Annotated in this window: 23 protein-coding genes; 15 read left to right on the forward strand and 8 right to left on the reverse strand. The window is 74.6% G+C overall.

Going from position 1 to position 26,700, the window contains the following annotated elements:
• Positions 1 to 23 precede the first annotated feature (23 nt).
• The 5 genes from ACU4ZT_RS06885 to ACU4ZT_RS06905 form a co-directional block, all read right to left on the reverse strand.
• Positions 24 to 1,256 carry a hypothetical protein gene (locus ACU4ZT_RS06885; protein WP_063070730.1) on the reverse strand — a complete coding sequence of 411 codons (1,233 nt, stop codon included), beginning with the start codon at positions 1,254 to 1,256 and terminating at the stop codon, positions 24 to 26.
• The gene (locus ACU4ZT_RS06890) at positions 1,253 to 2,407 is read right to left on the reverse strand and encodes a sensor histidine kinase (protein WP_445338490.1); all 1,155 of its coding nucleotides are present in this window, start codon (positions 2,405 to 2,407) and stop codon (positions 1,253 to 1,255) included. The genes ACU4ZT_RS06885 and ACU4ZT_RS06890 overlap by 4 nt, the downstream gene beginning before the upstream one ends.
• 165 nt (positions 2,408 to 2,572) lie before the next feature.
• Entirely contained in the window at positions 2,573 to 3,253 is a 681-nt protein-coding gene (locus ACU4ZT_RS06895; RefSeq protein WP_063070732.1) for a response regulator transcription factor, read from the reverse strand.
• 123 nt (positions 3,254 to 3,376) lie between these two features.
• Positions 3,377 to 4,588, reverse strand: coding sequence for a homoserine O-acetyltransferase MetX (gene metX / locus ACU4ZT_RS06900; protein WP_063070733.1), 1,212 nt, complete (start codon positions 4,586 to 4,588; stop codon positions 3,377 to 3,379).
• 41 nt (positions 4,589 to 4,629) lie between these two features.
• Complete coding sequence (locus tag ACU4ZT_RS06905; protein ID WP_445338492.1) at positions 4,630 to 6,000, reverse strand: bifunctional o-acetylhomoserine/o-acetylserine sulfhydrylase; 1,371 nt, start codon at positions 5,998 to 6,000, stop codon at positions 4,630 to 4,632.
• 137 nt (positions 6,001 to 6,137) lie between these two features.
• On the opposite strand from ACU4ZT_RS06905, the gene ACU4ZT_RS06910 reads away from it, so the two are divergent.
• Complete coding sequence (locus ACU4ZT_RS06910; protein WP_063070735.1) at positions 6,138 to 6,935, forward strand: SDR family NAD(P)-dependent oxidoreductase; 798 nt, start codon at positions 6,138 to 6,140, stop codon at positions 6,933 to 6,935.
• A gap of 38 nt (positions 6,936 to 6,973) precedes the next feature.
• On the opposite strand, the gene ACU4ZT_RS06915 is transcribed toward ACU4ZT_RS06910, so the two are convergent.
• Positions 6,974 to 7,672 (reverse strand): TetR/AcrR family transcriptional regulator, encoded by a 699-nt coding sequence (locus ACU4ZT_RS06915; RefSeq protein ID WP_254654461.1) that lies wholly within the window; start codon positions 7,670 to 7,672, stop codon positions 6,974 to 6,976.
• A 138-nt stretch (positions 7,673 to 7,810) separates the two neighbouring features.
• Between ACU4ZT_RS06915 and ACU4ZT_RS06920 the strand changes: the two genes are divergently transcribed.
• The 9 genes from ACU4ZT_RS06920 (at position 7,811) to ACU4ZT_RS06960 (ending at position 17,316) form a co-directional block, all read left to right on the forward strand.
• On the forward strand, positions 7,811 to 8,851 hold the full coding sequence (locus ACU4ZT_RS06920; protein WP_081234836.1) for a TerC family protein: 1,041 nt from the start codon (positions 7,811 to 7,813) through the stop codon (positions 8,849 to 8,851).
• Complete coding sequence (locus ACU4ZT_RS06925) at positions 8,848 to 9,669, forward strand: PP2C family protein-serine/threonine phosphatase (protein WP_063070737.1); 822 nt, start codon at positions 8,848 to 8,850, stop codon at positions 9,667 to 9,669. Before ACU4ZT_RS06920 ends, ACU4ZT_RS06925 begins: the two co-directional genes overlap by 4 nt.
• Positions 9,670 to 9,748: 79 nt before the next feature.
• Positions 9,749 to 11,218, forward strand: a complete 1,470-nt coding sequence (leuC, locus tag ACU4ZT_RS06930) for a 3-isopropylmalate dehydratase large subunit (RefSeq protein WP_445338495.1) — start codon at positions 9,749 to 9,751, stop codon at positions 11,216 to 11,218.
• Positions 11,219 to 11,221: 3 nt separating this feature from the next.
• The gene (leuD, locus tag ACU4ZT_RS06935; protein ID WP_063070739.1) at positions 11,222 to 11,836 is read left to right on the forward strand and encodes a 3-isopropylmalate dehydratase small subunit; all 615 of its coding nucleotides are present in this window, start codon (positions 11,222 to 11,224) and stop codon (positions 11,834 to 11,836) included.
• Positions 11,837 to 13,207, forward strand: coding sequence for a UDP-N-acetylglucosamine 1-carboxyvinyltransferase (murA, locus tag ACU4ZT_RS06940; protein ID WP_063070740.1), 1,371 nt, complete (start codon positions 11,837 to 11,839; stop codon positions 13,205 to 13,207).
• Positions 13,208 to 13,333: 126 nt separating this feature from the next.
• A complete protein-coding gene (locus ACU4ZT_RS06945) occupies positions 13,334 to 14,071 on the forward strand; it encodes a lysophospholipid acyltransferase family protein (RefSeq protein ID WP_445338497.1) in 738 nt (245 codons plus the stop codon).
• Positions 14,064 to 15,161, forward strand: coding sequence for an NAD(P)H-dependent glycerol-3-phosphate dehydrogenase (locus tag ACU4ZT_RS06950; protein WP_063070742.1), 1,098 nt, complete (start codon positions 14,064 to 14,066; stop codon positions 15,159 to 15,161). Before ACU4ZT_RS06945 ends, ACU4ZT_RS06950 begins: the two co-directional genes overlap by 8 nt.
• 2 nt (positions 15,162 to 15,163) lie before the next feature.
• Positions 15,164 to 16,273: a D-alanine--D-alanine ligase family protein gene (locus ACU4ZT_RS06955; protein ID WP_445338499.1), complete on the forward strand. Its 1,110-nt coding sequence runs from the start codon at positions 15,164 to 15,166 to the stop codon at positions 16,271 to 16,273.
• A 98-nt stretch (positions 16,274 to 16,371) separates the two neighbouring features.
• Positions 16,372 to 17,316: a glycosyltransferase family A protein gene (locus ACU4ZT_RS06960; RefSeq protein ID WP_445338501.1), complete on the forward strand. Its 945-nt coding sequence runs from the start codon at positions 16,372 to 16,374 to the stop codon at positions 17,314 to 17,316.
• Here the strand turns inward: ACU4ZT_RS06960 and ACU4ZT_RS06965 are convergent.
• Entirely contained in the window at positions 17,273 to 17,782 is a 510-nt protein-coding gene (locus ACU4ZT_RS06965; protein WP_063070744.1) for a DUF3515 domain-containing protein, read from the reverse strand. The two genes, ACU4ZT_RS06960 and ACU4ZT_RS06965, sit on opposite strands and share 44 nt — an antisense overlap.
• A gap of 24 nt (positions 17,783 to 17,806) precedes the next feature.
• Between ACU4ZT_RS06965 and ACU4ZT_RS06970 the strand changes: the two genes are divergently transcribed.
• Positions 17,807 to 18,889: a thiamine-phosphate kinase gene (locus ACU4ZT_RS06970; protein ID WP_445338503.1), complete on the forward strand. Its 1,083-nt coding sequence runs from the start codon at positions 17,807 to 17,809 to the stop codon at positions 18,887 to 18,889.
• Here the strand turns inward: ACU4ZT_RS06970 and rsmD are convergent.
• Positions 18,886 to 19,458, reverse strand: a complete 573-nt coding sequence (rsmD, locus tag ACU4ZT_RS06975; protein WP_063070746.1) for a 16S rRNA (guanine(966)-N(2))-methyltransferase RsmD — start codon at positions 19,456 to 19,458, stop codon at positions 18,886 to 18,888. The genes ACU4ZT_RS06970 and rsmD overlap by 4 nt on opposite strands.
• A gap of 283 nt (positions 19,459 to 19,741) precedes the next feature.
• On the opposite strand from rsmD, the gene ACU4ZT_RS06980 reads away from it, so the two are divergent.
• Genes ACU4ZT_RS06980 through ACU4ZT_RS06995 form a run of 4 tightly spaced genes read left to right on the forward strand, consistent with a single transcriptional unit; the run spans position 19,742 to position 26,700 of the window.
• Positions 19,742 to 20,716 (forward strand): AAA family ATPase, encoded by a 975-nt coding sequence (locus ACU4ZT_RS06980; protein ID WP_270980537.1) that lies wholly within the window; start codon positions 19,742 to 19,744, stop codon positions 20,714 to 20,716.
• 4 nt (positions 20,717 to 20,720) lie between these two features.
• Complete coding sequence (locus ACU4ZT_RS06985) at positions 20,721 to 22,043, forward strand: DUF58 domain-containing protein (protein WP_254654462.1); 1,323 nt, start codon at positions 20,721 to 20,723, stop codon at positions 22,041 to 22,043.
• Positions 22,040 to 24,520, forward strand: a complete 2,481-nt coding sequence (locus tag ACU4ZT_RS06990) for a transglutaminase TgpA family protein (RefSeq protein ID WP_414748057.1) — start codon at positions 22,040 to 22,042, stop codon at positions 24,518 to 24,520. The genes ACU4ZT_RS06985 and ACU4ZT_RS06990 overlap by 4 nt, the downstream gene beginning before the upstream one ends.
• Complete coding sequence (locus ACU4ZT_RS06995; RefSeq protein WP_445338505.1) at positions 24,517 to 26,700, forward strand: ATP-dependent DNA helicase RecG; 2,184 nt, start codon at positions 24,517 to 24,519, stop codon at positions 26,698 to 26,700. Before ACU4ZT_RS06990 ends, ACU4ZT_RS06995 begins: the two co-directional genes overlap by 4 nt.

Consider the following 26,700-nt stretch of genomic DNA (forward strand, 5'->3'; position numbering starts at 1 on the left):
TCTCCGGTCCTTGTGCGGGGCCCTCACCGGTCGGCGGGGTCGTCCACGACGCAGTCGATCGTGATGAGGAGGCTCGCACCGCGGGTGGTGTCCGTGTGCGCGCCGACCTTGTCGATAGCATCCCACGTCGAGGGATCGAGTCGGGTCCGGGGGAGACCCGTGGTCGTGATGGCGATCGGCACGATCGCGCGGCGCAGCGGCACCGGCTGCTCGCCCGCGGGCCGACCGCGCAGGGGCCCGAGCGCGAGCTGCACCGAGACGCCGGGCACGCCGTTGCGCCGCTCCGTCGAGGTGAGCAGGAGCCACACGGCGGAGAGGAGGCCGTCGCGCTGGCGGCGGTCGAGGAGGCCCGCGAGCGCGTTCGGGTCGCTGAGGGTCACGTCCGGTCCGAGGAACTCCGACTCCGTGATCGCGTGGTGCAGCCACGTCTCGCGGCGCCCCTCGATGAGGTGCAGGCGCAGCTCGGTGGCGAGCGAGGCGGCGGTCGACGCGGCCAGCGGCGACAGGGGCAGCGGCTCGTCGCCCGTCGCCACGCCCTCGAGCAGCTGCTCGGCGGCGAGGTCCAGTCGCGCGAGCTCCTCGGACGCGAGCATGCCCACCGCGTAGCGCGGCGCGGAGACGGTGCTCTGCACGAGCACGCGGTCGAGCTCCATCTCCACGACGCGACGGAAGCCGCGGACGACGGCGACGCCGAACGCGGCGGGGACCACGGCGCGGGCGATGGCCGAGATCTCGGGCGCGAGATCACCGGGCCGCACGGGATCCGACACCAGGAAGACGAGGAGGAGCACGGCACCGAGGGCCGCGTCGACCACGAGGACCTCCCGGGCCGGGCGGTAGGTCACGGTCGTGAGCAGGGCCGCGCCGGCCGCGACGCCCGCGGTGGCGTGCTGCATCACGTCGCCCAGGGGCCACACGGCCACCAGGTCGAGGGCGACGACGATGCCGAGCCCGGCGACGAAGACGGCCATGAGCGGGCCGGGCATCCTGTCGCGGAGCGCCCGCACGGCGACGACGGACGCGACGAGGAGCGCGACCAGGAGGATCCAGGCCGTCGCGGCGAGGCCCGGCGCCGGGAGCGTGCGGTACTCGAGCGCGAACCGCACGAGCCCGTAGCCCAGCGCGATGGCGCACACGACCGCGGACCCCGCTCCCAGGTAGCCGAGGCCGATGGACGTGGGCTGCGCCGGCGTCCCCTCCGGCAGCCGGATGCGGCGGCTGGTGCGGGCCGGCGCGGACCGGTCGGTGCGGCTCACCTGGGCACCTCCAGCACGACGGTCGTGCCGGATCCGGGCGACGAGAACAGCCGCGCGTTCCCGCCGACGTCCTTGAGCCGCGCGACGACGGACTCCTTGAAGCCGAGCTTCGCCGGATCCACGTGCGAGAGGTCGAAGCCCACGCCCGCGTCGGTGACCATGGCCCGCACGGTCGTGTCGTCGTCGGTGATGGTCACGTGCGCCTCGGTGACGCCCGCGTGCCGGCGGACGTTCTCCAGGCACTCGGCGAGGGAGAGCAGGAAGGCGTCGAGTATGTCGCTCGGCAGCAGCACCTGGCCGGTCCCGTGCCAGCTGACCTCGAGGCCCATCCGGCCGAACCGCTGCTTGACCGACTCGAGCGTGTTCCCGAGCACCGACTGCTCCACGGGCTCCAGCGTGTAGCCGCCGGAGGCCTGCGGCGTCGGATTGGCGCCCAGCCGGAGCTGCCGGAGGAGCCGCGCGTCGTCCGCCGCCTGCTGGCGCATGGCCTGCGGGGTGACGCCGACGCCCGAGTGGGCGAGGAGCGTGAGGGTCGCGAGCACGGTGTCGTGCAGCAGGCGCGCGCCCTGGCGGCGCTGGGCCTCGAGCTCGCTGGCCAACCGCTCGGCCCGGTGGGCGCGGCCGACGTCGGTGATGCGCCGGCCGACCCGACGGATCGCCACGCTGAGCCAGTAGCCGAGGATCGCGACGAGCAGCCAGCCGAACACGTGCACGAGGACGACGTACGGGAACGCCGGGGTGCCCCAGGACGAGCCGACGGCCGCGGTGCTGGTGAGGGCGAACGCGGCCACGACGATGCGGAGCCGCCCGCGCTTCATGGTCTCGAGGAGGGCGAGGGAGCCGACGGAACCGGCGGAGATGTGGGTGAGCGCGGTGAGCGACGAGGCGCTCCGTCCGCCGAGCTGCGCGACGACCATCGCGGCGATGCCCGCGACCACGACCGCCACCATCCACCGGCGGCCCGCGTCGACGCCGAGGCGCCACTGCGCGAGGGCGAGGACGGCCAGGAGGGCGAGGCTCGCGGCCTCGACGGGCAGCGACAGCTCGCCCGGCAGCAGGATGCAGGCGGCGGCGACGGCCGTGAAGCACAGGCCGTAGACGCGCGCCGTCCTCTGCAGCAGGCGCTCGCGCTCGCGCTTCATGCGATCCATCGGGTCCCCGCTCGGAGTGCGACGCCGCCGGAGGCGCGCGCTGGGTGTGCCTCGATCCTAGGCGCGTGCACGAAGCACTTGTCACGTCCGGGTCTCGCGCGCGCTGATCATCCACATGCCCTACCCTCGGTGGCCCGCCGGCCTCGGGCGACCACGCGGATCCGGCTACTCCGGGGAGATCCAGCCGTGGCGGATGGCGTGACGGCGCAGCAGCACCTTGGTGCCGAGGTCGGTGCCCGCGTGCAGGTACTTCCGGCGGCCGCGCTTGATGTACGACTTGACGGTCTCCTCGGTCGTGCTCATCGCCTCCGCGACGTCGCGGATCGAGCGCCCGCCCGCGTAGAGCACGAGCGCGCGCTGCTCCTGCTGGCCGAGGCGCGGGTCCTCCGCGGCGTGGAAGTCCTGCATCGCGCGCTGCACGAGCGTGGTCTGGCGCGGCGTGCCGTCTGCGGCCGCGTGGATGGTCGCGATCAGCTCCTCCGACGACTCGGCCTTGGGCACGACGGCTGCGGCGCCCGCCCGCATGGCCCCGTGGATGGTCGACGCGTCGGCATGCGTGCTGAGCAGCACGGAGCTGAGGCCGGCGCCCGTGAGCGTGCGGATCTTCTGCGCCACCGGCACGTCGTCCCGGAGCGCGAGGTCGAGGACCACGACGTCGAAGGCGTCGGGGAAGCGCTCGTCGCGGATCAGCCCGCTCCAGGTGGGCGACGTCGCCACGACGTCGACCCCCGTGCGCGGCCGGGACAGGCGCGCGCTCAGCCCGTCGAGCAGCAGGACGTGGTCGTCCACGAGGGCCACGCGGACCCGGTGGCCCTGACCCGTCGCGTGCGGCGGCCGTCGGCTCATCGGTGCTCCCCTCGTGCGCCGGCGCCCGGAGGCGGCGGCGTGCTCCCAGGGGAAGCATAGGAACGCATGATGTCGCGCGGCGACGGCGCACGCCGAACTCACCCCCGGACTGGGGCGCTGCTCCTAGGCCTCCGTCGCCAGGAGCCGGGCGAGCTCTCGGCCCACGGCCTCACCCTCGATGAGGAAGCCGTCGTGCCCGTAGTCGGAGGAGATCACCACCACCTCGCCGCCGTCGATCGAGCCCGGGACGTGTCGGGCGATGAGCCGCTGGTCGTCCACGGGGAAGAGCCGGTCGCTGTCGATCCCGAGCACGAGCGTGGCGGCGCGGACCCGGGCGAGCGCGGCGGGGATGCCGTCTCGTCCCCGGCCGACGTCGTGCGAGCTCATGGCGTCGATGAGGCGGATGTAGCTCGTCGCGTCGAAGCGTCGCGTGAACTTGTTGCCGTGGAAGTCGAGGTACGACTCGACCGCGTACCGTCCGGCATCGCCCAGGGGACTGATGCCGCTCTGCCACGACCGCGCGAAGCGCTGGTTGAGCTCGTCGGGGCTCCGGTAGTTGAGGAGCGCCATGCGGCGGGCGAGGGCGAGTCCGCGGTGCGGCCCGTCGCCGTCGGCCGCGTCGAAGTAGTCGCCGTCCCGGTAGGCGGGATCCATCCGGATCGCCTCGGCCTGGACGGAGTTGAGCGCGATCTGGTCGGCGCTCGCGAGGGCCGGGGCCGCGAGCACCGCGAGCCGCCGCATCCGGTCGGGGTGGCCGACCCCCCACTCGAGCGCCTGCATGCCGCCCATGGACCCGCCGACGACCGCCGCCCACACGTCGATCCCGAGCGCGTCCGCCAACGCCGCCTGCACGGCGACTTGGTCGCGGATGGTGATGAAGGGGAACCGGTCGCCCCACTCCGCGCCGTCGGGCGCGAGCGAGGCCGGACCCGTCGTGCCCTGGCAGCCCCCGAGCATGTTGGGGGCGACGACGAACCAGCGGTCGGTGTCGATCGCGAGCCCGGGCCCGACGATGCCGGACCACCACCCGCCGGTCGGCTGCCCGGGGCCGGCGGGACCGCGCAGGTGGCTGTCCCCCGTGAGCGCGTGGAGGACGAGGACGGCGTTCCGCCCGTCCGCGTCCCGCTCGCCGAAGGTCTCGTACGCGACGCGGACGGAGGGCACCCGCCCGCCCACCTCGAGCTCCACGTCGCCGATCGACGCGAAGAGCCGGTCGGCGACGGGGTCGCCCTCGCGCCACGCCCCGGATGCGGGCGGCCGGCCGATCAGGGAGCGGATCTGCGCGTCCGTCACCAGGCTCGACGGGACGGTGTCCTCGGGTGTCTGCCAGTCCATCCCGACCAGTGAAGCACCGCGGGCGACGCGCGCGCGGAGTGTTACGCCCCGTGCGCCGCGGCGTCCGCGGACGCCGATCCGATCGCGGCCTCCTTGACGGCCCGCGCCGCCCGCAGGCCGCTCCCGAGGTCGTCGAGGATGTCGTCGATGCTCTCGAGCCCGACGGACAGCCGCACCAGCCCCGGGGTGACGCCGGCGGTGAGCTGCTGCTCGGGCGTCAGCTGGGCGTGCGTGGTCGACGCGGGGTGGATCACGAGGCTCCGCACGTCGCCGATGTTCGCCAGATGGCTGAACAGCTGAAGCGAGTCCACGAGCGCACGCCCGGCGTCCACGCCGCCCTTGAGCTCGAACGAGAGCACGGCGCCGACGCCGCGCGGGGCGTAGCGGTCGGCCGCCGCCCGCCACGGGCTCGACGGCAGGCCGGCGTAGTACACCGCCGCGACGTCCTCGTGCGCCTCGAGCCACTCCGCGACGGCCTGCGCGTTCTGCACGTGCCGCTCGATCCGGAGGCTCAGCGTCTCGATGCCCTGGATGAGCTGCCAGGCGCTCGCCGGCGCGATCGACGCCCCGAGGTCGCGGAGCAGCTGCACGCGCGCCTTGGTGACGTAGGCGATCCCGTCGCCCACCGCATCCGCGTACGTGACGCCGTGGTACGAGGCGTCGGGCGTCGTGAGGCCCGGGAAGCGCTCCGCGTGCTCGGACCACGGGAAGCGCCCGCCGTCGACGACGAGGCCGCCGATCACGGTGCCGTGGCCGCCGAGGAACTTGGTCGCCGAGTGCACCACGACGTCCGCGCCGTGCTCGAACGGGCGGATGAGGTAGGGCGTCGCGATCGTGTTGTCCACGATGAGCGGGACGCCGGCCGCGTGCGCCCGGTCGGCGACGCTCCGGATGTCGAGGATGTTGATGCGCGGGTTGCCGATGGTCTCCGCGAAGAAGAGCTTGGTGTTCGGCCGCACCGCGCGTGACCAAGCCTCGGGGTCGTCCTGGTCCTCGACGAACGTCGTCTCGATCCCGAGCTTCGCGAGCGTGTACTTGAAGAGGTTGTAGGTGCCGCCGTAGATGGAGGAGCTGGAGACGATGTGGTCGCCCGCCTCGGCGATGTTGAGCACCGCGAACGTCGACGCCGACTGCCCGGACGCCACCAGGAGCGCCGCAGTGCCGCCCTCGAGGGCGGCGACGCGCTCCTCGACCACGGCCTGCGTCGGGTTCATGATGCGCGTGTAGATGTTCCCGGGCTGCGCCAGCGCGAAGAGGTCCTGCGCGTGCTGCGCGTCGTCGAACACGTAGGACGTGGTCTGGTAGATCGGCGTGGCGCGTGCGTGCGTGACCGGATCCGGCGCCGCCCCCGCGTGGATCTGCTGCGTCTCGAAGCGCCAGCCGGCCGCTCGGTCCTCGTCGTGGTCGCTCATGTCGGGCCCGTCCTTCCCCTGTCGGTGCGCGCCGCGGTCGGGCGCACGCCGACACTAGGAAGGGCGTCGCGGCCGGGTCAACGCGAGGCGTCGCGGGGCGTAACCCTCCGGGTCCGCGCGTTCCCTACGCTGGGGTCATGTCCACAGCCAAGAGGGTCGTCGTCACGGGTGCGAGCTCGGGCATCGGCGCCGCCACCGTCCGCCTGTTCCGGAGCCGCGGATGGGACGTCGTCGGCGTCGCCCGCCGCGAGGACCGCCTGCGGGCGCTCGCCGAGGAGACCGGCGCCTCCTACGCGGTCGCCGACCTCACCGTGCAGGCCGACGTCGACTCCCTGCGCGACCACCTCCGCGAGACGGGGGACGTGCACGCGCTCGTCAACAACGCCGGGGGAGCGGTCGGCACCGACTCGGTCGAGGGCGGATCCGCCGCGGACTGGGCCTGGATGTACGAGATCAACGTGCTCGCCGTGCAGCGTGTGACGAGCGCGCTGCTGCCGCTGCTGCGCGCGGGCGTGCCGGCGGGCGGCAGCGCCGACGTGGTGACGGTCAGCTCGATCGCCGCGCACGTTCCCTACGAGGGCGGCGGCGGGTACAACGCCGCGAAGGCCGCGGTGCACGCGATGCTCGGCGTGCTGCGCCTGGAGCTCGCGGGCGAGCCGATCCGCGTGATCGAGATCGCGCCCGGCCAGGTGCGCACCGAGGAGTTCTCCCTCGTGCGCTTCGGCGGGGACCGGGCCCGGGCCGACGCCGTCTACGATGGCGTGCCCGGCCCGCTCACGGCGGAGGACGTGGCCGAGGCCATCGTCCACGCGGTGGAGCTGCCGCCGCACGTGAACGTCGACCTGCTCACCCTCAAGCCCGTCGCGCAGGCCGCCCCGCACAAGCTCGTGCGGAAGCCGCTGGCCGTGCGCGAGGAGCTGACCGACCGCCCCTGAACCGCGGCGCCGGTCCCGGGCCGCCTCGGCCCGTCCGGTCAGGCGGCGGGCTGCGTGGCGTCGGCGGCCGGCAGGTCCGGGAGGGGCCCCGTCAGGAACCCCTGCACGACGGGTCCGTGCAGGGCGACGACCATCTCGCGCGGCATGCTCGCGATGGGCTCGCTGCGCCAGATGTAGCGCGTGATGGCGATGCCGCCGAGCGCCGCGCCGACGAGGGAGTTGCGGATGTCCGCCTCCTCGGGGGGCGTGCCCTCGGGCAGCGCGTTGGTCCAGTGCTGCGGGGCGGCCTCGACGAAGCGGCGGTACGCGCCGCTGTCGTGGTCCGAGGTGACGGTGACCCAGCGCATGATCGTGGACCCCACGGGGTGCTCCCACGTGTGCAGAGCCGCGTCGACGAGGGCGGCGCCGCGCTCCTCGACGGGCAGCTCGCGGAGGCGGAGGTACGGGGCGACCAGGTCGTCCGAGGGGCGCAGCGCCTCCTCGAGGAGCGCCTCCAGCGAGCCGAAGTAGTAGCGGACGAGGCTGGGGTCGACGCCGGCCGTGGCGGCGATGCGGCGGGCGCTGACGCGGTCGGCGCCCGACTCGATGAACAGCATGCGGGCCGCGTCGATGATGCTGGCGCGCGCGTCGCCGGAGGTGCGCGGCCCCCGGCGCCTCGGGGTGGCGGCGTCGTCGGCGCGGTCGCGGGCATCGAGCTCGTTCGCCAGGACGGCCATGGGGCGTGCGTCTCGTGTCATGGTCCATCAACGTAGTGCGGGGCCGCTGGCCGGATGCCCCGCATGAGGGAATTGTGAACAACCCGTCGGGCGACCTGTAGTTTCGTCGAGGCGTCCTCGTGCCGCCTCCCCCTCCCTCCCGCTGAAGAAGGCGTCCGCGTGCCCCTGGTCCTCCCGCCCCTGTTCGAGATCGTCTCGCTGACGATCCTGGTCGTCGTCCTCGTCGCCGACCTGCTCATCGTGTACCGGCGCCCGCACGTGCCGTCCACGAAGGAGTCGGCCCTCTGGGTCGCGTTCTACGTGGGGCTCGCGCTCGTGTTCGCGGTCATCATGCTCGTCGTCGGCGGACCCGAGCACGCGGGGCAGTTCGTGGCGGGCTGGCTGACCGAGTACAGCCTCAGCATCGACAACCTCTTCGTCTTCGTCATCATCATGGGGCGGTTCAGCGTGCCCCGGAAGTACCAGCAGGAGGTGCTGATGGTGGGCATCATCATCGCGCTCGTGCTGCGCGGCGTCTTCATCCTGCTGGGCGCCGAGCTCATCGAGAGCTACAGCTGGATCTTCTACATCTTCGGCGCGTTCCTGCTCTACACGGCTGTGAAGCAGGCCGTCGGCGACGAGGACGAGGACAGCGAGGACTCGCTGTTCATCCGCTTCCTCCGCCGACGTCTGAAGATCGCGCCCGACTTCGACGGCTCCAAGGTGCGCACCGTCGTCGACGGCCGCAAGGTGCTCACGCCGATGGTGATCGTGTTCGTCTCGATCGGCACGACGGACCTGATCTTCGCGCTCGACTCGATCCCGGCCATCTTCGGCATCACGGAGTCGCCGTTCATCGTGTTCACCGCGAACATCTTCGCCCTCATGGGCCTCCGCCAGCTCTACTTCCTGCTCGGCGGGCTGCTCGACCGGCTCGTGTACCTCAAGTACGGGATCGCGTTCATCCTCTTCTTCATCGGCGTCAAGCTCGTGCTGCACGCGATGCACGAGAACACCCTGCCGTTCGTCAACGGCGGCCGGGGGATCGAGTGGGCGCCCGAGATCCCGACCGTGGTGAGCCTCGTGGTGATCCTCGCCTCCATGCTCGTCGCGACGGTCGCGAGCCTCATCAGGATGCGCGCCGACGGCACGCCCGTCACCGGCCCCGACGCCGGTGCCGCGCCGGTCGATCGCGCCGACGACGACCGGTCCGACCGGTGACCGACGCCCGCAGCATCGCGATCGGCGGCCGCAGGATCGACGTCTCCTGGGCCGCCCGCACCGACGTGGGCAGCGTCCGCGCCGTCAACGAGGACGGCCTGCTGGCGGATCCGCCGGTGTGGCTCGTGGCCGACGGCATGGGCGGCCACGCGTTCGGCGACCGGGCGAGCGCCACGCTCGTCGAGACCTTCGGCGGGCTGACGGGCGAGCAGCCCGTGACGCGCGACCTCATCGTGGAGGCCGTCGAGGCCTCCAACGAGGCGATCGGCGACCTCATCACGGGCGACGACCCGCCGGGCACGGTGGCGGGCACCACGCTCGCCGGCATCGCCCTCGTGCGCGCCGACGACGGCGAGCCCCTCTGGATGGTCTTCAACGTCGGCGACTCGCGCGTCTACGCGTGGACGGACGGGCGCCTGCAGCAGGTCACCGTCGACCACTCGGCCGTGCAGGAGCTCGTCGACCAGGGGCGCATGACGCGCGCGGAGGCCGAGCGCAGCCCGGTGCGGAACCTCATCACGCGGGCCGTGGGCTCGCACGACGAGGTCGCCGCGGACGAGTGGCTGCTGCCGGTCGCCGCGCACCAGGTCTTCCTCATCTGCTCGGACGGGCTCACCAAGGAGCTCGACGACGACGCCATCGACGCGGTCCTGCGCCTCGCGCACGAGGACGGCGGCGGCGTGGACCGCGCCGCCGACGCGCTGGTGGCGCAGGCCCTGGCGTCCGGGGGCCGGGACAACGTCACGGTCGTCGTGATCGAGGCGGCGTCCGACGAGCAGCCGGAGGCCGACGCGTCCGCGGGCGCGCCCCGCACCTGAGGAATAGCCGCGGGCACCCGGCGTTAGACTCCCATGATGCGCGAGGGCACCCTCGCGCCCCTGCCATGAGGAGAGCCGCGTGCGGACTGCGAAGACCCTGGCCGAGAAGGTGTGGGCCGACCACCTGGTCGCCGCGGGGGAGGACGGCACCCCCGACCTCCTCTACATCGACCTCCACCTCGTGCACGAGGTCACCAGCGCCCAGGCCTTCGACGGCCTCCGCCTCGCCGGCCGCCCCGTGCGCCGCCCGGACCTCACCATCGCCACCGAGGACCACAACACGCCGACGGTCGGCATCGACCGGCCCATCGCCGACCTGACGAGCCGCACGCAGATCCACGCCCTCCGCGCCAACGCGGAGGAGTTCGGGATCCGCCTGCACTCCCTCGGCGACATCGAGCAGGGCATCGTCCACGTGGTCGGCCCGCAGCTGGGCCTGACGATGCCCGGCATCACGGTCGTCTGCGGCGACTCGCACACGTCCACCCACGGCGCGTTCGGCGCCATGGCCTTCGGCATCGGCACGAGCGAGGTCGAGCACGTCCTGGCGACGCAGACGCTGCCGCTCCAGCCGTTCAAGACCATGGCGGTCACCGTGGAGGGCACCCTGCGCCCGGGTGTCACGGCCAAGGACATCATCCTCGCGGTCATCGCGCGGATCGGCACGGGCGGGGGCCAGGGCCACGTGCTCGAGTACCGCGGCAGCGCCATCCGCTCGCTCTCCATGGAGGGCCGCATGACGATCTGCAACATGTCGATCGAGGCCGGCGCGCGCGCGGGCATGATCGCTCCCGACCAGACCACGTACGACTACCTCCGCGGTCGGCCGCACGCCCCGACGGGCGCCGACTGGGACGAGGCCGTCGCCTACTGGGAGACGCTCGCCACCGACGACGACGCGGTGTTCGACGCCGAGGTCCACCTCGACGCCGACGCGCTCGAGCCCTTCGTGACGTGGGGCACGAACCCCGGCCAGGGCGTCTCGCTGAGCGAGCCCGTGCCGGATCCCGCCGCCGTCGCCGACCCGAACGAGCGCGCCGCCGCCGAGCGCGCCCTCGCCTACATGGACCTCGCCCCCGGCACGCCCATGAAGGACATCCGGGTCGACACCGTGTTCATCGGCTCCTGCACCAACAGCCGGGTGGAGGACCTGCGCGCCGCCGCCGAGATCGTGCGCGGCCGCACCAAGGCCGAGGGCGTCCGAGTGATGGTCGTCCCCGGCAGCGCGCGCGTCCGGATCGAGGCCGAGGCCGAGGGCATCGACGAGGTCTTCATGGACTTCGGTGCCGAGTGGCGCTTCGCGGGCTGCTCGATGTGCCTCGGCATGAACCCGGACCAGCTCGCGCCGGGGGAGCGCTGCGCCTCCACCAGCAACCGCAACTTCGAGGGCCGCCAGGGCAAGGGCGGTCGCACGCACCTCGTGTCGCCGCTCGTGGCCGCGGCCACCGCCATCCGCGGCACGCTGTCGAGCCCGTGGGACCTGCAGGAGGACGGCGTCGTCGACGCGTCCACGGTGCGCATGGCCGCCGCCGTCGGACAGGGGGCCTGAGCCGTGGAGCCCATCACCCGCGTCACCGGCACCGCCGTCCCGCTCAGGCAGTCCAACGTCGACACCGACCAGATCGTCCCGTCCCAGTTCCTCAAGCGGGTCACCAAGACCGGGTTCGAGGACGCGCTGTTCTTCCAGTGGCGCAAGGACCCCGGCTTCTTCATCAACCAGCCGGTCTACGAGGGCGCCACCGTCCTCGTCGCCGGTCCGGACTTCGGCACGGGCTCGTCCCGCGAGCACGCCGTGTGGGCGCTGCGCGACTACGGCTTCCGCGCCGTGCTCAGCCCGAGGTTCGGCGACATCTTCCGGGGCAACTCCGGGAAGCAGGGCCTCCTCACGGGCATCGTGAGCGAGGACGACGTCGAGAGGCTGTGGACCGCGATGGACGCGGAGCCCGGGCTCGACCTCACCGTCGATCTCATCGAGCGGGTCGCCACGGCACCCGGCCTGACGGTCCCCTTCGAGATCGACGAATACACTCGGTGGCGGCTCCTCGAGGGGCTCGACGACATCGCCCTCACCCTCCGGGATGAGGACGCCATCACCACCTTCGAACACGAACGGGCCGCATGGCGCCCGCGCACCTTGCCGGCCCGGCCGGCAGCTCTGGAGAACTGAATGAACTCACTAGTCAGCGACGCCAAGAAGGCGGGGGAGCGGGTGGGCCTCCTGTCCGACTCCATCGTCATCAACGGCGGGATCCCGCTGCGTGGCCGCATCGAGGTCCGCGGGGCGAAGAACCTGGCCACCAAGGCCATGGTCGCCTCCCTCCTCGGCGAGAGCCCCAGCCTGCTGCGCTCGGTTCCCGACATCAGCGACGTCCGCGTCGTCTCCGGGCTCCTCGAGGTGCACGGCGTGACGCTCCGCAAGGGCGAGCAGGAGGGCGACCTCATCCTCGACCCGAAGGACGTCGAGAGCGCCCACATGGCGGACATCGACGCGCACGCCGGCAGCTCGCGGATCCCGATCCTCTTCTGCGGCCCGCTGCTGCACCGCCTCGGCGAGGCGTTCATCCCCGACCTCGGCGGCTGCCGCATCGGCGACCGCCCCATCGACTTCCACCTGGACGCGCTGCGCGCGTTCGGCGCCGTCGTCGAGAAGCTCCCGAGCGGCATCCGCCTCACGGCGCCGGACGGGCTGAAGGGCGCGAACGTCGAGCTGCCCTACCCGAGCGTGGGCGCGACCGAGCAGGTGCTCCTCACGGGCGTCCGCGCGAAGGGCGTCACGGAGCTGAAGAACGCGGCCATCGAGCCGGAGATCATGGACCTCATCGCGATCCTGCAGAAGATGGGCGCGATCATCTCCGTGGAGCCGAACCGCGTGATCCTCATCGAGGGCGTCGACCGCCTCGAGGGCTACACGCACCGCGCGCTCTTCGACCGCAACGAGGCCGCGAGCTGGGCCTCCGCCGCGCTCGCGACCGGCGGCGACATCTTCGTCGGCGGTGTCCGCCAGGCCGAGATGATGACGTTCCTCAACGTGTTCCGGAAGGTGGGCGGCGCGTTCGACATCGAGGAGGACGGCATCCGGTTCTACCACCCGGGCGGCGACCTCAAGCCCGTGGTCATCGAGACCGACGTGCACCCGGGCTTCATGACGGACTGGCAGCAGCCGCTCGTCGTGGCGCTCACGCAGGCGCCCGGCGTCTCGATCATCCACGAGACCGTGTACGAGAACCGCTTCGGCTTCACGGACGCGCTCAACGAGATGGGCGCGGACATCGTCGTCCACAAGGAGGGCCTCGAGGGCCACGAGCGCCGCGTGGCGCGGCGCGACTTCGAGCAGGCCGCGGTCATCACGGGGCCGACGCACCTGCACGGCGCGGACATCACCGTGCCGGACCTGCGCGGCGGCTTCAGCCACCTCATCGCCGCGCTGACGGCCGAGGGCCGGTCCACCGTCAGCAACGTGGGGATCATCTCCCGCGGCTACGAGGACTTCATCGGGAAGCTGCGCCAGCTCGGCGCGGACTTCTCCTACGAGGGCTAGCCTCGCCGGCGGCGCCCCGCGCCGCCCCGCCGGCCGGGCCCGTCCGCAGGGACGCGCCCGGCCATCCGCCGGGTGGACCGCACCCGGCGGGCGCCCGACGACGACCGCGACCCGACCGGAGCACCCATGGCGAACGAGAAGGCCCGACCGTCGATCTTCTGGGTGCTGGCTGCCCTCGTGCTGCCGGTGCTGAACACGGCCGTCCGGTTCGAGATCCGGCACCCCGAGCGGCTCCCGCGCACGGGCTCGTACGTGCTGGCGCCCAACCACTACAGCGAGATCGACCCGGTGGTCATGGGGGCCGTGGCGTGGAAGCTCGGGCGGCTGCCGCGGTTCCTCGCGAAGGCGTCGCTGTTCGACGTCCCGGTGGTCGGCTGGTTCCTGCGCCGCTCGGGGCAGATCCCGGTGCAGCGCGACGGCGGCGTCCGCGGCGGCGAGGCCCTCACCGCCGCGAAGGACCTGGCGCGCGACGGCCGCATCGTCGTCGTGTACCCGGAGGGCACGCTCACGCGCGACCCCGACCTCTGGCCCATGCGGGGCAAGACCGGCGCCGTGCGGCTCGCGCTGCAGGCCGGGATCCCCGTGGTCCCGATGGCGCACTGGGGCACGCAGCAGCTCATGGGCCGCTACTCGAAGCGCGTGCGCCTGTTCCCGCGCTCGACCATCCACGTGGCCGTCGGCGAGCCGGTCGACCTCTCCCGCTTCCGCGATCGGAGCCTCGACTCCGCGACCCTGACCGAGGCGACCGCGGTCGTCATGGCCGCCATCACGGAGCTCCTCGAGGAGCTCCGCGGCGAGACCGCCCCCACCGAGCGCTGGGACCCCCGCTCGAACAACCAGAAGGAGACCGGCCGATTTGAGTGACGCGACCGCGAGCCCCCGACCCGCAGGATCCACCGTCCCGAGCGCGTCCGCATCGACGCCCGTCGACGCGACGGCAGGCCCGGGGGAGCGCCGCAAGGTCGTCGTCCTCGGCGCCGGCAGCTGGGGCACGACCTTCGCCAAGGTCATGGCCGACGGCGGCAGCGACGTGCTCATGTGGGCACGCCGCCCCGAGCTCGCGCGGGAGATCTCCGAGGCGCAGCGCAACAGCGACTACCTGCCGGGCGTGAACCTCCCGCGCCGGCTCACGGCGGACGCCTCCCTGGAGCGGGTGCTCGACGGCGCCACGGACGTGTTCGTCTCGGTCCCCAGCCAGACGCTGCGCCAGAACCTCGAGGCGGCCCGGGAGCTGATCCCGGCGGACGCCGTCGTCGTCAGCCTCATGAAGGGCGTGGAGAAGGGCACGGGCCTGCGCATGAGCGAGGTCATCGCGGAGACGCTGGGGCTCGGTGCCGCGCGCATCGCCGTGGCGTCGGGCCCGAACCTGGCGCTCGAGATCGCGCGCGAGCAGCCGACCGCCGCGGTCGTGTCGTCGGCGGATCCGGCCACGGCGGAGCGCATCGCCAAGATCGCCCGCAACCCCTACTTCCGGTCGTTCGTGAACACCGACGTGATCGGGACGGAGTTCGGCGGCGTGCTCAAGAACCTCATCGCGGTGGCGGTCGGGATCGTCGACGGCGTGGGGTACGGCGAGAACACGAAGGCGTCGATCATCACCCGCGGCCTCGCCGAGATGACCGCGTTCTCCGTCGCCTACGGCGCCCGGGCCGAGACCCTCGCGGGCCTCGCGGGGCTCGGCGACCTCATCGCCACGTGCGAGTCGTCGCTGTCCCGCAACAACACGGCCGGCCGTCTGCTCGGCCAGGGCTACAGCTTCGGCGACGTCGTGTCGCGCATGCAGCAGACCGCCGAGGGGCTCTCCTCCGTGGCGCCCGTGCTCGAGCTCGCCCGCCAGCGCGGCGTGGTGATGCCCATCGTCGAGCAGGTGTCGCAGGTGCTCGCGGGCACGCTCTCGCCGCGCGACATCGCCCCGCACCTCACGACCGACGACGACACTCCGCAGGGGGAATGACCATGGCCGACCGCATCCGCGTCGTCCTGCTGTTCGGCGGGACGTCCAGCGAGCACTCCATCAGCTGCGCGACGGCGAGCGGGGTCCTCGGCGCGCTCGACCGGGAGCGCTTCGAGGTGATCCCGGTGGGCGTCACCCGCCGCGGCGCCATGACGCTGCAGGCGGACGACGCGTCCGCCCTCGCGCTCGACGCCGAGGCCCTGCCCGAGGTCGCCGACAACGGCACGCGCGTGCGCTGGCCGGAGGACGCGTCGTCGCGCGAGCTGCACGTGCGGGACGCGGACGGCCCCGAGCGCTCGCTCGGCCGCGTCGACGTCGTGTTCCCCATCCTCCACGGCACCCAGGGCGAGGACGGGACGGTGCAGGGGATGCTCGAGCTCGCCGGCCTCCCGTACGTCGGCTCGGGCGTGCTGGCCTCGGCGCTCGGGATGGACAAGCACTTCGCGAAGACGGTGCTGCGCGACGCCGGCATCGCCGTGGCTCCGTGGACCACCGTGACGCGACGCGATTGGGAGGCCGACCCCGACGCCGTCCGCGCCCGGGCGGCGGAGCTCGCCCTGCCCGCGTTCGTGAAGCCGGCGCGCGCCGGATCGAGCGTCGGCGTGAGCCGCGTGGCGGAGCCGGGGGAGCTCGACGCCGCCCTCGCGACCGCGTTCCGGGAGGACGACCGCGTGCTCGTCGAGGCCGGCCTCGTCGGACGCGAGGTGGAGTGCGCGATCCTCGACGGCGGGCCCGGCACGCTGCCGCGCGCGTCCGTCGCGGGCGAGATCGTCGTCTCCGGCCGCGACTTCTACGACTTCGAGGCGAAGTACCTGGGCGCCGACGGCATCCAGCTGGTGTGCCCGGCGGACGTGACCGCGGATCAGCTCGCCGACATGCAGGAGCTGTCGATCCGCGCCTTCCGCGCCGTGGGCGCCCGCGGCCTCGCGCGCGTGGACTTCTTCCTGACGGCCGACGGGTTCGTGCTCAACGAGATCAACACGATGCCCGGCTTCACGCCCATCTCGATGTTCCCCGCCTGCTGGGGCGCGTCGGGCGTCGCGTACCCCGACCTCATCTCGGAGCTGCTCGACGTGGCCCTCGCCTGGGAGGCGGAGGGACGGCGCACCTGAGGCGGCTCTCCGGGGCCGCGGCGGGGATCCGCGGGGCAGGCGGCCGAGGCAGGCGGCAGACGCCGGTCGCCGCGACGGGGAGAGCCTAGGCTCGACGCATGCTCGTAGGACGATCCGTCGCCCGGCCCCGCCTCCACCCCGACGCCCGGATCGGGTTCGCGGTGCGCCCGGCGGCCCGTGTCCGCGGCGAAGGCTCGCGGCCGGTGGGCGAGACCCCGACCGTCCGGCGGCCGACGGTCTCCGTCGTCATCCCCGTCCGCGACGACGCCGGGCACCTGCGGGCCTGCCTCCGGGCCCTCGCCGGCCAGACGGTCGCGCCGGACGAGGTCGTGGTCGTGGACAACGCCTCCCGCGACGACAGCGCGGAGGTCGCCCGCGCGGGCGGCGCGCGCGTCGTCCACGAGCCCGTGGTCGGGATCCCGGCGGCCGCGTCGACCGGCTACGACGCGGCGCGGCACGAGGTCATCGCGCGGCTCGACGCCGACTGCGTACCGCCCGCGGACTGGATCGAGCGGCTCGGCGACGTGCTCGCCGCGCGTCCCGACATCGCCGCCGTCACGGGCGCCGCGCGCTTCCTCGACGGCCCGCGCGCGCTCCGCGGCGTCGCGGCCGTCGCCTACCTCGGCGCCTACTTCGCCTCGGTGACGCTCGCGCTCGGGCACCCGCCGCTGTTCGGATCCAACTTCGCCCTCCGCGCCGACGCCTGGCGCCAGGTGCGCCACGAGGTGCACCGCGCGGGGACGCACCTGCACGACGACATCGACCTCTCGGTGCACCTGGGGCCCGAGCGGCGGATCGTGCTCGACCCGCGCCTGGGCATGGGGATCAGCATGCGTCCGCTGACGCGCCCGTCGACACTGCCGCTGCGGATGAGCCGGGGCATGGCGTCGCTCACGACGCACTGGCCGCGCGAGCTGCCGTGGCTGCGATGGTGGCGCGCGGGCCGGCTGGTCGTGGCCGCGCGCCGGGGGCACGGGCCGGATGCGCTCGACGCGCCGGTCAGCTCCCGGGCGGCGGTGCCACGCCGAGGTCCTGCGCGCTGACGCAGCGGTTCGTCTGCGGGATGGCGCCGACGACCCGGCTCAGGTCCGTGAGGGCCGTGTAGCTCGCCTGCGTGGAGTCGATGACGACCTCCACGGCGGGCGTGCGCCCGTAGGTCGTGTAGCGGATGTTCGGCGCCCTGGTGTCGTCCTCCACCCAGTCGACGTCGTCGTAGCTGATGCAGGCGTCGGTCGTGGGCCCGGGCGGCGTCACGCCGCAGCGCAGGATCACCGTGCTCTGCGGATCGCCCCACGCTCCCGTGCCCTGGGCGTCGGTCTCGCGGAGCGGAGCGGAGCCGAGCTCGGCGGGCAGGTGCACGACCACGTCGGCGCAGAGCGGATCCGCCGCGTCGGCCGCGGGCTCGAGCGAGACGGTGGGGGTGCAGCCGGCGAGGAGGACGGCGAGGCCGCACGCGGCGACGGCGGCTGCGGCGGCGCGCACGGCGCGGGCGGGGCGGCGGGGAGTCATCGGGGTCAGGCTACCGTGGCACCCGTGACGACTCCTGAGACGCACCGGCCCGACGACGCGACCCTGGGCAGCGCGGGGGAGCTCGCGACCCTCGCGCGGATCCTGCCCCGCCTGCCGGACGCCGACGCCGCCGACGCCGGACCGGGTGACGACTGCGCCGTCGTGCGGGCGCCCGACGGCCGGTTCGTCATCACGACCGACATGATGGTCGAGGGGCCCGACTTCCGCCTGGCGTGGTCGACGCCGCACGACCTCGGGATGCGCGCCGCCGCCTCCAACCTCGCCGACGTCGCCGCGATGGGCGCCCGCCCGACCGCCCTCCTCGTCGCGATCGCCGCGCCCGCCGACACGCCCGTGCGGGACCTCGAGGTGCTGGCCGACGGGCTGCGCGACGGCTGCCGCGCCCAGGCGCCCGGCTGCGGCGTGGTCGGCGGCGACCTCTCCGTGTCGGACGCGCTCGTCATCACGGTCACCGCGACGGGCGACCTCGAGGGCCGCGCCCCGGTGCTGCGCTCCGGCGCGCGCCCCGGGGACGTGATCGCCGTGGCGGGCACGCTCGGCATGGCCGCCGCCGGCGTCCGGCTGCTGTTCGACCACGCGCGCCGGGCCGATGCAGGCGGCGAACCGGTCCCCGACGCCGACCTCGCGCGGGCGCTCCGGTCCGCGCATCCCGACGCGGTCGAGGCGCAGCTCTCGCCGGTCGCGCCCATCGCCGCCGGGGTGGAGGCGGCCCGCGCCGGGGCCACGGCGATGCTCGACGTCTCCGACGGGCCGCTCCTCGACCTCGCCCGGATGGCGCGCGCGAGCGGCGTCGCCATCGACCTCGCGACCGCGGCCCTCGCCGCCGACGTCCGGCGCGTCGCGGACGCGCATCCTGCTCTCCCGCCCCTGGCCCTCGACCTCGTCCTCACGGGCGGCGAGGACCACGGACTCGTCGCCGCCTTCCCCGCGGGCGCCCCGATCCCCGGGTCGTTCCGGGTCGTCGGCGTCGTGCGGGAGGCGGGCGCCCGGGGTCCGTCGGTCACGGTCGACGGCGCTCCGTACGAGGGCCCGCGGACCCCGCGCGGCGGCTGGGACCCGTACGCCGACTGGGACGGCGCGCGCTAGCCCCGATCCGCCGCGGCCCACCACACGACGGTGTCGCCGTAGGCCCGGCGTCGGTCGAGCGCGATGCCGACGGGCCACGCGGGCTCCGCCGATCGGGCGCTCCGCTCCACCATGACGACCGCGTCGTCGGCGAGCCGCGGCGCGAGGGCGGCCAGCTCCTCGGCGAGCTCCGCGTCGCCCACCTCGTACGGCGGATCCAGGAACGCGACGTCGTAGGTGCCGCGGTCGCCGAGGAGGAAGGCGTGCACGCTCTGGGCGGCGACGCGGATGGCCAGTTCGGCTCCGCGCGGCGCCGCGCCCTCGAGGATGCGCGCGTTCGACCGGCACACGGACGCGGCCGGGGTGGCGCGCTCCACCAGCACCACCTCGCGCGCCCCGCGGCTCGCGGCCTCGAGGCCGAGGGCGCCGGATCCGGCGTAGAGGTCCAGGACCCGTGCGCCGTCGAGCGCGTCGCGGGCCTCGAGACCGGAGAAGAGGGCCTCGCGCACCCGGTCGCTCGTGGGGCGCGTGCCGGTCCTCGGGACCCGGAGCACGAGGGAGCCGGCGAACCCGGCGACGATGCGGGTCACGACGTGCGTCCGGAGGGACGCGGAGCGGCAGGGATCGGGGCGGGGTCCACGGGCGTCCACGCTACCCGTCCGCGGCCGCGTCCAGCCGCTCACGGCCGCTCCCCGGACGCGCGGGGGGAGCTGACGTATGCTCGCAAGACGCCCACGACGCTGGAGGATCCGCGTGACGAGCCCCGAGTCCGAGTCCGTTCCCCTGCACGGCGATCCGGGCGTCGCGCCCGCGCGCATCCACCCCGCCCCGCGGACGGGGGCGCACGCCCCCGCCTCGCGCGGGTCCCGGGCCATGCCGCTGACGGAGGTGCGCCGGCTCGCCGACCTCATCCTCGGCAACATCGACGCCGTCATGTCCGGCAAGCAGGACGCCACCCGCATGGCCCTCACCGTGTTCCTCTCCGGCGGCCACCTCCTCATCGAGGACGTGCCCGGGGTCGGGAAGACCATGCTCGCCAAGGCGCTGGCGCGGAGCGTCGACTGCACCGTCAACCGGATCCAGTTCACGCCCGACCTGCTCCCCTCGGACGTCACGGGCGTCTCCGTGTACAGCCAGGCCGACCACCGCTTCGAGTTCCAGCCGGGCGCCGTGTTCGCGAACATCGTCATCGGCGACGAGATCAACCGCGCGAGTCCCAAGACGCAGTCCGCGCTCCTCGAGTGCATGGAGGAGGGGCAGGTCACGGTCGACGGCGTCACGCACGGGCTCCAGCAGCCGTTCACGGTCGTCGCCACGCAGAACCCGGTCGAGATGGAGGGCACGTACGCGCTCCCCGAGGCGCAGCGCGACCGCTTCATGGCCCGGATCTCGATGGGCTACCCCGACGCCGACGCCGAGCTGGCGATGCTCCGCGACCGCGACACGGTGAGCCCGCTCGACGAGCTGCGGCCCGTGGTCGACGCCGACGAGCTCGACGCGATGATGCACGCGGCCCGCGGGGTCTACGTGTCCGATCCCGTCTCGCGCTACGCGGTGGCGATCGTGCAGGCCACCCGCGGTCACGAGGACATCCGCCTGGGCGCGAGCCCCCGCGCCACCCTGCAGCTCATCCGCGCCGCGAAGACCCGCGCCGCGCTCGACGGCCGCGACTTCGTGCTGCCCGACGACATCGACGCGCTGGCCGCGCCGGTGCTCGGGCACCGGCTCGTCGCCACGGGCCGGGCGCTCGGCCGGCGCGGCAGCGGGCAGGCGGCCGTGGTCGAGATCCTCGAGCGGATCGTCGCCACCACGTCCGTGCCGCTGAGCGCCGCGGGCCGGGCGCGCTGACGTCGTGCGGCCCCTCGCGCGCCTGATGCGGAGGGTCGGCATCGAGGCCGTCCCGCATCCGACCCTCCGGGGCATCGCCCTGCTCGCCGCGGGCGTCGCGGCGTTCGCGGGCGCGTTCCTCGCGGGGCGGCGCGAGTTCGTCTTCATCGGCGCCGCGGTGCTCGCGCTGCCGCTGCTCGCGGCCGCCTGGCTCGTGGTCGCGCGCATCCGGCTGCACGTCGAGCGCTCCTTCTCCTCGGACGTCGTCGAGTCCGGCACCGCGACGACCGTCACCGTGTCCGTGTCGAGCACGGGCCCCTTCGCGACGCCGCCGGCGCAGGTGCTGGACGTCGTGCCCGGCGTGGAGGGAGCGACCCCGCCCGCGGCGCTGCCGTCCCTTCGGGGGCTCGCCCGCGGATCACGGCGCGCCGCCGTCCGGCCGGTCCTCCGCTACGACCTGACGCCCGAGCGCCGCGGCGTGCACGAGGTGGGGCCGCTCGCGGTCGAGGAGAACGACCCGTTCCGCCTCATGCTGCTGCGCCACGTCGCCGGCGGCACCTCGCGGCTCGTCGTGACGCCGCGCATCGCCGACCTCGAGGCGGAGCCCTCCGGCCAGGTGTCGTCGGAGGGCGAGTCCGAGCGCGTCCAGCGCCGGGCGGACGGCGGCGAGGACGACCTCGGCACGCGCGAGTACCGGGCGGGGGATCCGCTCCGCCGCGTGCACTGGCGCGCCACCGCCCGCCACGGCGAGCTCATGGTGCGACAGGAGGAGCAGCGGTCGAGCCCGCGCTCGCTCGTGCTCCTCGACACCCGCGCGTCCGCCTTCCCCCGGTACGCGGACGACGACGACGAGGGCGACCGCGCGTTCGAGCGCGCGGTGTCCTTCGCCGCGAGCGTCGCCGTGCACCTCCAGCGCGGCGGATACGCGGTGCAGCTCCTCGAGACCGCGGGCGCCTCCGACGCCCCCGCCCCGGGCCGCGGCGCCGAGCCCGCGAGCGAGGCCGACCTGCTGCTCCGCCTCGCCGAGGTGCGCCCGACCGATCCCGACCCCGACCGCGACGCCGTGCAGGAGCTGCTGTCCGACCTCCGCCGCAGCCGCCGGGCCGTCCCCCTGCACGCGGTGCTCGGCCACCTCGACGAGGCCGAGGCCCGGCGCCTCGCCGGGCTCGGATCCACCTGCCGTCCCGCCGTCGCGTTCCTCGCGCATCCCGGCCGCGTCGACGGACGCGACGACCGGGAGGCCCTCCGCATACTCCGCGAGTCCGGCTGGACCACCGTGGTCCTCGGCGAGGGCATCCGACCCGCGGACGCCTGGCACGCCGCGCGCTCCGAGGAGATGGCCCGATGACCGACCTCGGCTCCGTCGGACTCGGCGGCCGCGAGCGCTGGACCGTCGAGCCGCGGCCCCTGCCGGGCGAACGGCGCGGGGGACGCGGCGCGGGCGCGTCCGGCATGCCCGGGCGCGACGGCCGTCCGCCCCGTCCCCGCGGCCGCGCCGCCGCCCGCTGGCCGCTCACGGCCGCCCTCGCGGTCGCGCTCCTGGCCGCCGCCGCGAGCCTCCACCTGCTCATCGAGACCGGTCCCTGGTTCCTGCTCTGCGCGGTCGTCGTGGCGGCGGTCCTCGGATCCGCCGCGCTGCTCCGCGCCGCGGGCGCGCCGCGGATCCTCGCCTCGGGCGGCGCGCTCGTCGTGCTCGTGCTCCTCGTCACGCTCGTGTTCGCGGGACGCACGGCGATCCTCGGCGTGCTGCCGACCCCGGAGACCGTGCGGACGCTCGTGGCCGTGGGGGAGCAGGCGGGGGAGGAGATCTACCGCCGCTCCGCGCCCGTGCCGCCGCTCGCGTCCATCGTCTTCGTGGCCGTCGCGTCGATCGGGGCTCTCGCCGTCCTGCTCGACGTGCTCGCGTCGGTGCTCCGCATGCCCGCCGTCACGGGCCTGCCGCTGCTCGTGCTCGTGTCCGTGCCGGGCGCGATCCTCGTCGGCGAGTTCTCGGTCGCGTCCTTCGCCGTCACGGCGCTGGCGTGGTTCGCGGTGCTCGCGGCCGATGCGCGCGACCGCGGGAGCGACCTGCCGGGCGGGCGGGCGTCGTCGGGCGACCGCGGATCCGGCCGCGGGAGCCCGGGCGCCGCGCGCGCGACCCTCGTCTCCGCGGGCGCGCTCGCGGCCGGCGCCGTCGTCGTCGCGTTGGTCGCCCCCGCGATCGTCCCCGGGCTCACGAGCGCCACGTTCCCCACCGCCTCCGGAGCGGGAGCCAGCGGCTCCCGCGTCGTCAACCCGATCCTCGACCTCGGCGACGACCTCCGCCGCCCGGTCGACGTCGACGCGCTCCGCTACTCGACCGGGTCGTCGACGCCCCTCTACTTCAAGGTCACCACGCTGTCCCGCTTCGAGGGCGAGGAATGGGCGCCGTCGCCGCTCCGGCCGCCCGAGGAGAACACGGTCGACGCGATCGGGCCCGACCTGGGCGCCGGCCGCGACGTGCCCGTCGAGGACGTCGAGGCGCGCGTGCAGGTCGAGGGCTCCTCGAGCGCCTGGCTGCCCGCGCCGTACGCCCCGCGCAGCGTCGCCGGTCTCGAGGGCACGTGGCGGTGGTCGGAGCAGGGCCTCGCGATCCGCTCGTCCGACTCCGACAGCCGCGACCAGAGCTACACCGTGCGCTCCGAGCTCCCCCGTCCGTCCGCCGAGCAGCTGAGGGCCGCACCGCCGGCGACCGCGGGCGACCTGTCGCCGTTCCTGCAGATCCCGGACGGGACGCCGGCCGTGGTGGGCACCACGACGGCCGACGTGCTCGCCGGGATCGACGACCCCTACGACAAGGCCCTCGCGCTCCAGCGGTTCTTCACGGACGGCCGGTTCCGCTACTCCGAGGAGGCGCCCGTCCAGCAGGGCTACGACGGCAGCGGCGTCGACGTCGTCGGCGAGTTCCTGCGGGTGCGCGCGGGGTACTGCGTGCACTTCGCGTCGGCCATGGCGATCATGGCGCGCGAGGCCGGCATCCCGTCGCGCGTGGCCGTGGGCTACCTCCCGGGCTCGCAGGTCGGCCGCGACGGCGACCTCATCACCTACCGTGTCGGCTCGCACGACCTGCACTCGTGGCCGGAGCTGTACTTCGCGGGCATCGGCTGGATCCCCTTCGAGCCGACCCCCGGCCGCGGGCAGGCCGCGCCGTACGCGCAGCCCTCCGCCGCCCCGACCGCCGCGCCGACCCCCTCCGCCGCGCCGACGCCGTCGGCCGAGGCCGCGCCCACCACCGCGCCCGCGCCCACGGCGTCCGCCGCCCCGGGGGCCGCCGGCCCGGGCGCCGACCGGATCCCGTGGGGCGCGATCGGCGTCGCGGCCCTCGTCGTGCTCGTGCTCGCGCTCCTCGCGTCCCCCGCGCTGCTCCGCCGCTCCCGCCGCGCCGGCCGCCTCCGCGCCCTCGCGGCAGGGGACGCCCCCGCCGGCACCGCCTGGCACGAGGCGGAGGACCGGGCCGTCGACCTGGGGATCCGGGTGCCCGACACCGAGTCGCCGCGCGAGCTCGGCCGGCGGCTCGCGGGCGACGACCCCGCCCTCCGGGATCCGGTCGCGGTGCTCGTGGGCGCACGCGAGCGCGAGCGGTTCGCCCGGGCCGACGCTCCGGTCGACGCCGCGACGGGCGCCGCGCTGGCCGATGCGCTCCTCGTGCTCGGCGCGGCACTCGGCGCCCGCGCGGGCAGGGTCGACCGGCTGCTCGCCGTGGTCGCGCCCCGCTCGCTCGTCCGCCGTCGTCCACGCGGGGAGGCCGAGGACGGCGGCGCCCCCGCATCCCGGGCGTCGGACGCTCCTCGTACACTCGGGGGATGACCGGACCCGACGCCGCGCTCGCGGGCGTCGTGGGCGGCCGCACCGCCGGCGTGCTGCAGAAGGCGTTCGGGCTGCGCACGGTCGCCGACCTCCTCGAGCACCTGCCGCGCCGCTACGCCCGCCGCGGCGAGCTCACCGCCTTGGCCGAGCTGCCGGTCGACCAGCAGGCCACCATCGTCGCCGAGGTGCGCGAGGTGCGGGAGCGGCCCATGCGCGCGCGGCGCGGCAGCATCCTCGAGGTGCGCATCACCGACGGCCGCGGCTTCCTCACCCTCACCTTCTTCAACCAGGCGTGGCGCGCCAAGGACCTGGTGCCCGGCGTCCGCGGGATCTTCGCGGGCAAGGTCAGCGACTACCGCGGCGCGCTCCAGCTCGCCCATCCGGACTACGAGCTGTTCGACGCCCACGAGGGCCCCGAGCTCTCGGGCGGCGAGCCGGATGCTGCCGCCCGCCGCTGGGCCGAGATGCCCATCCCCATCTACCCGGCCACCGCGTCCATGGCGAGCTGGCAGGTCGCGAAGTCGGTGGCGCTCGCGCTCGACGCGGTCGACGACCTGGACGACCCGGTCCCGGCCGACGTGCGGGCCGCGCGCGGCCTCCTCCCGCACCGCGAGGCGCTCGAGGGCGTGCACCGTCCCGAGAAGGACGTCGACTGGAAGCGCGGCCGCGATGCGCTCCGCTTCCAGGAGGCCTTCGTGCTGCAGACCGCCCTGCTGCAGCGGCGGCAGGCGGCGCGCGCGCTGCCCGCCACCCCGAGGATCCCGACGCCCGGCGGCCACCTCGACCGCCTCGACGCGCAGCTGCCCTTCGAGCTCACGGGCGACCAGCGGCTCGTCGGCCAGGAGATCGCGACGGACATGGCGCGCACCTGGCCCATGAACCGGCTCGTGCAGGGCGAGGTCGGCTCCGGCAAGACGCTCGTCGCGCTCCGGGCGATGCTCGCGGTCGCCGACTCGGGCGGCCAGTCCGCGCTGCTCGCGCCCACCGAGGTGCTCGCGAGCCAGCACCTCCGCTCGCTCACGGCGTCGCTCGGGCCGGATCTCGCGGCGGAGCTCATGCCCACGCTCCTCACCGGCCAACTGTCCACCGCCGAGCGGAAGCGCGCGCTCCTGCGCATCGTCAGCGGCCAGGCGCGCATCGTCGTCGGCACCCACGCGCTCCTCGGCGACCGCGTCGAGTTCCTCGACCTCGGCCTCGTCGTGGTCGACGAGCAGCACCGCTTCGGCGTCGACCAGCGCGAGGCGCTCCGCCGGAAGGGCGGCACCCCGCCGCACGTGCTCGTGCTCACGGCCACGCCCATCCCGCGCACGGTCGCCATGACGGTGTTCGGCGACCTCGACGTCTCGACCATCGCCGAGCTGCCGAGCGGTCGCCAGCCCATCGAGTCCTTCGTCGTGCCGCTGCACGAGCACCCGGGCTGGATCGAGCGGGTCTGGGAGCGCACGGCCGAGGAGATCCAGAAGGGGCGGCAGGCGTTCGTGGTGTGCCCGGCGATCGACCCGCAGGATCCGGACGCGGAGGACGAGGACGCGGCCGAGGGCGCCGATGACGCGCCGACCCGGCCCGCGCTCGCCACGGTCACCGAGGTCGATGCGCTGCTCGCGGCGCACCCGCGCCTCGGGTCCGTCCGCCGCGCGGTGCTGCACGGCCGCATGTCGGGGGAGGAGAAGGACCGCGTCATGCGCGCGTTCTCCGCGGGCGAGATCGACCTCATCGTGGCCACCACCGTCATCGAGGTCGGCGTCGACGTGCCCAACGCCTCCACCATGGTCATCCTCGACGCCGACCGCTTCGGCGTCTCCCAGCTGCACCAGCTGCGCGGCCGGGTCGGTCGCGGCGGCGTGCCCGGCCTCTGCCTCATGGTCACGCACGCGGAGCCCGAGACGGTCGCCCGCGAGCGCGTCGACGCCGTCGCCGCGACCCTCGACGGCTTCGAGCTGGCGCGCGTCGACCTCGAGCTCCGCCGCGAGGGCAACGTGCTCGGCACGAACCAGTCGGGCGGCCGCTCGTCGCTCCGGCTGCTGCGGGTCGCGCAGGACGGCGACCTCATCGAGTCCGCGCGCGAGCACGCGCACGACGTGCTCGAGGCGTCGCCCGACCTCGCGGGGCATCCGGCGCTCGCCCGCGCGCTGGCCCGCCGGCTCGACGACGAGGAGCGCGCCTTCCTCGACAAGAACTGA

Source organism: Clavibacter davisi (assembly GCF_052751415.1).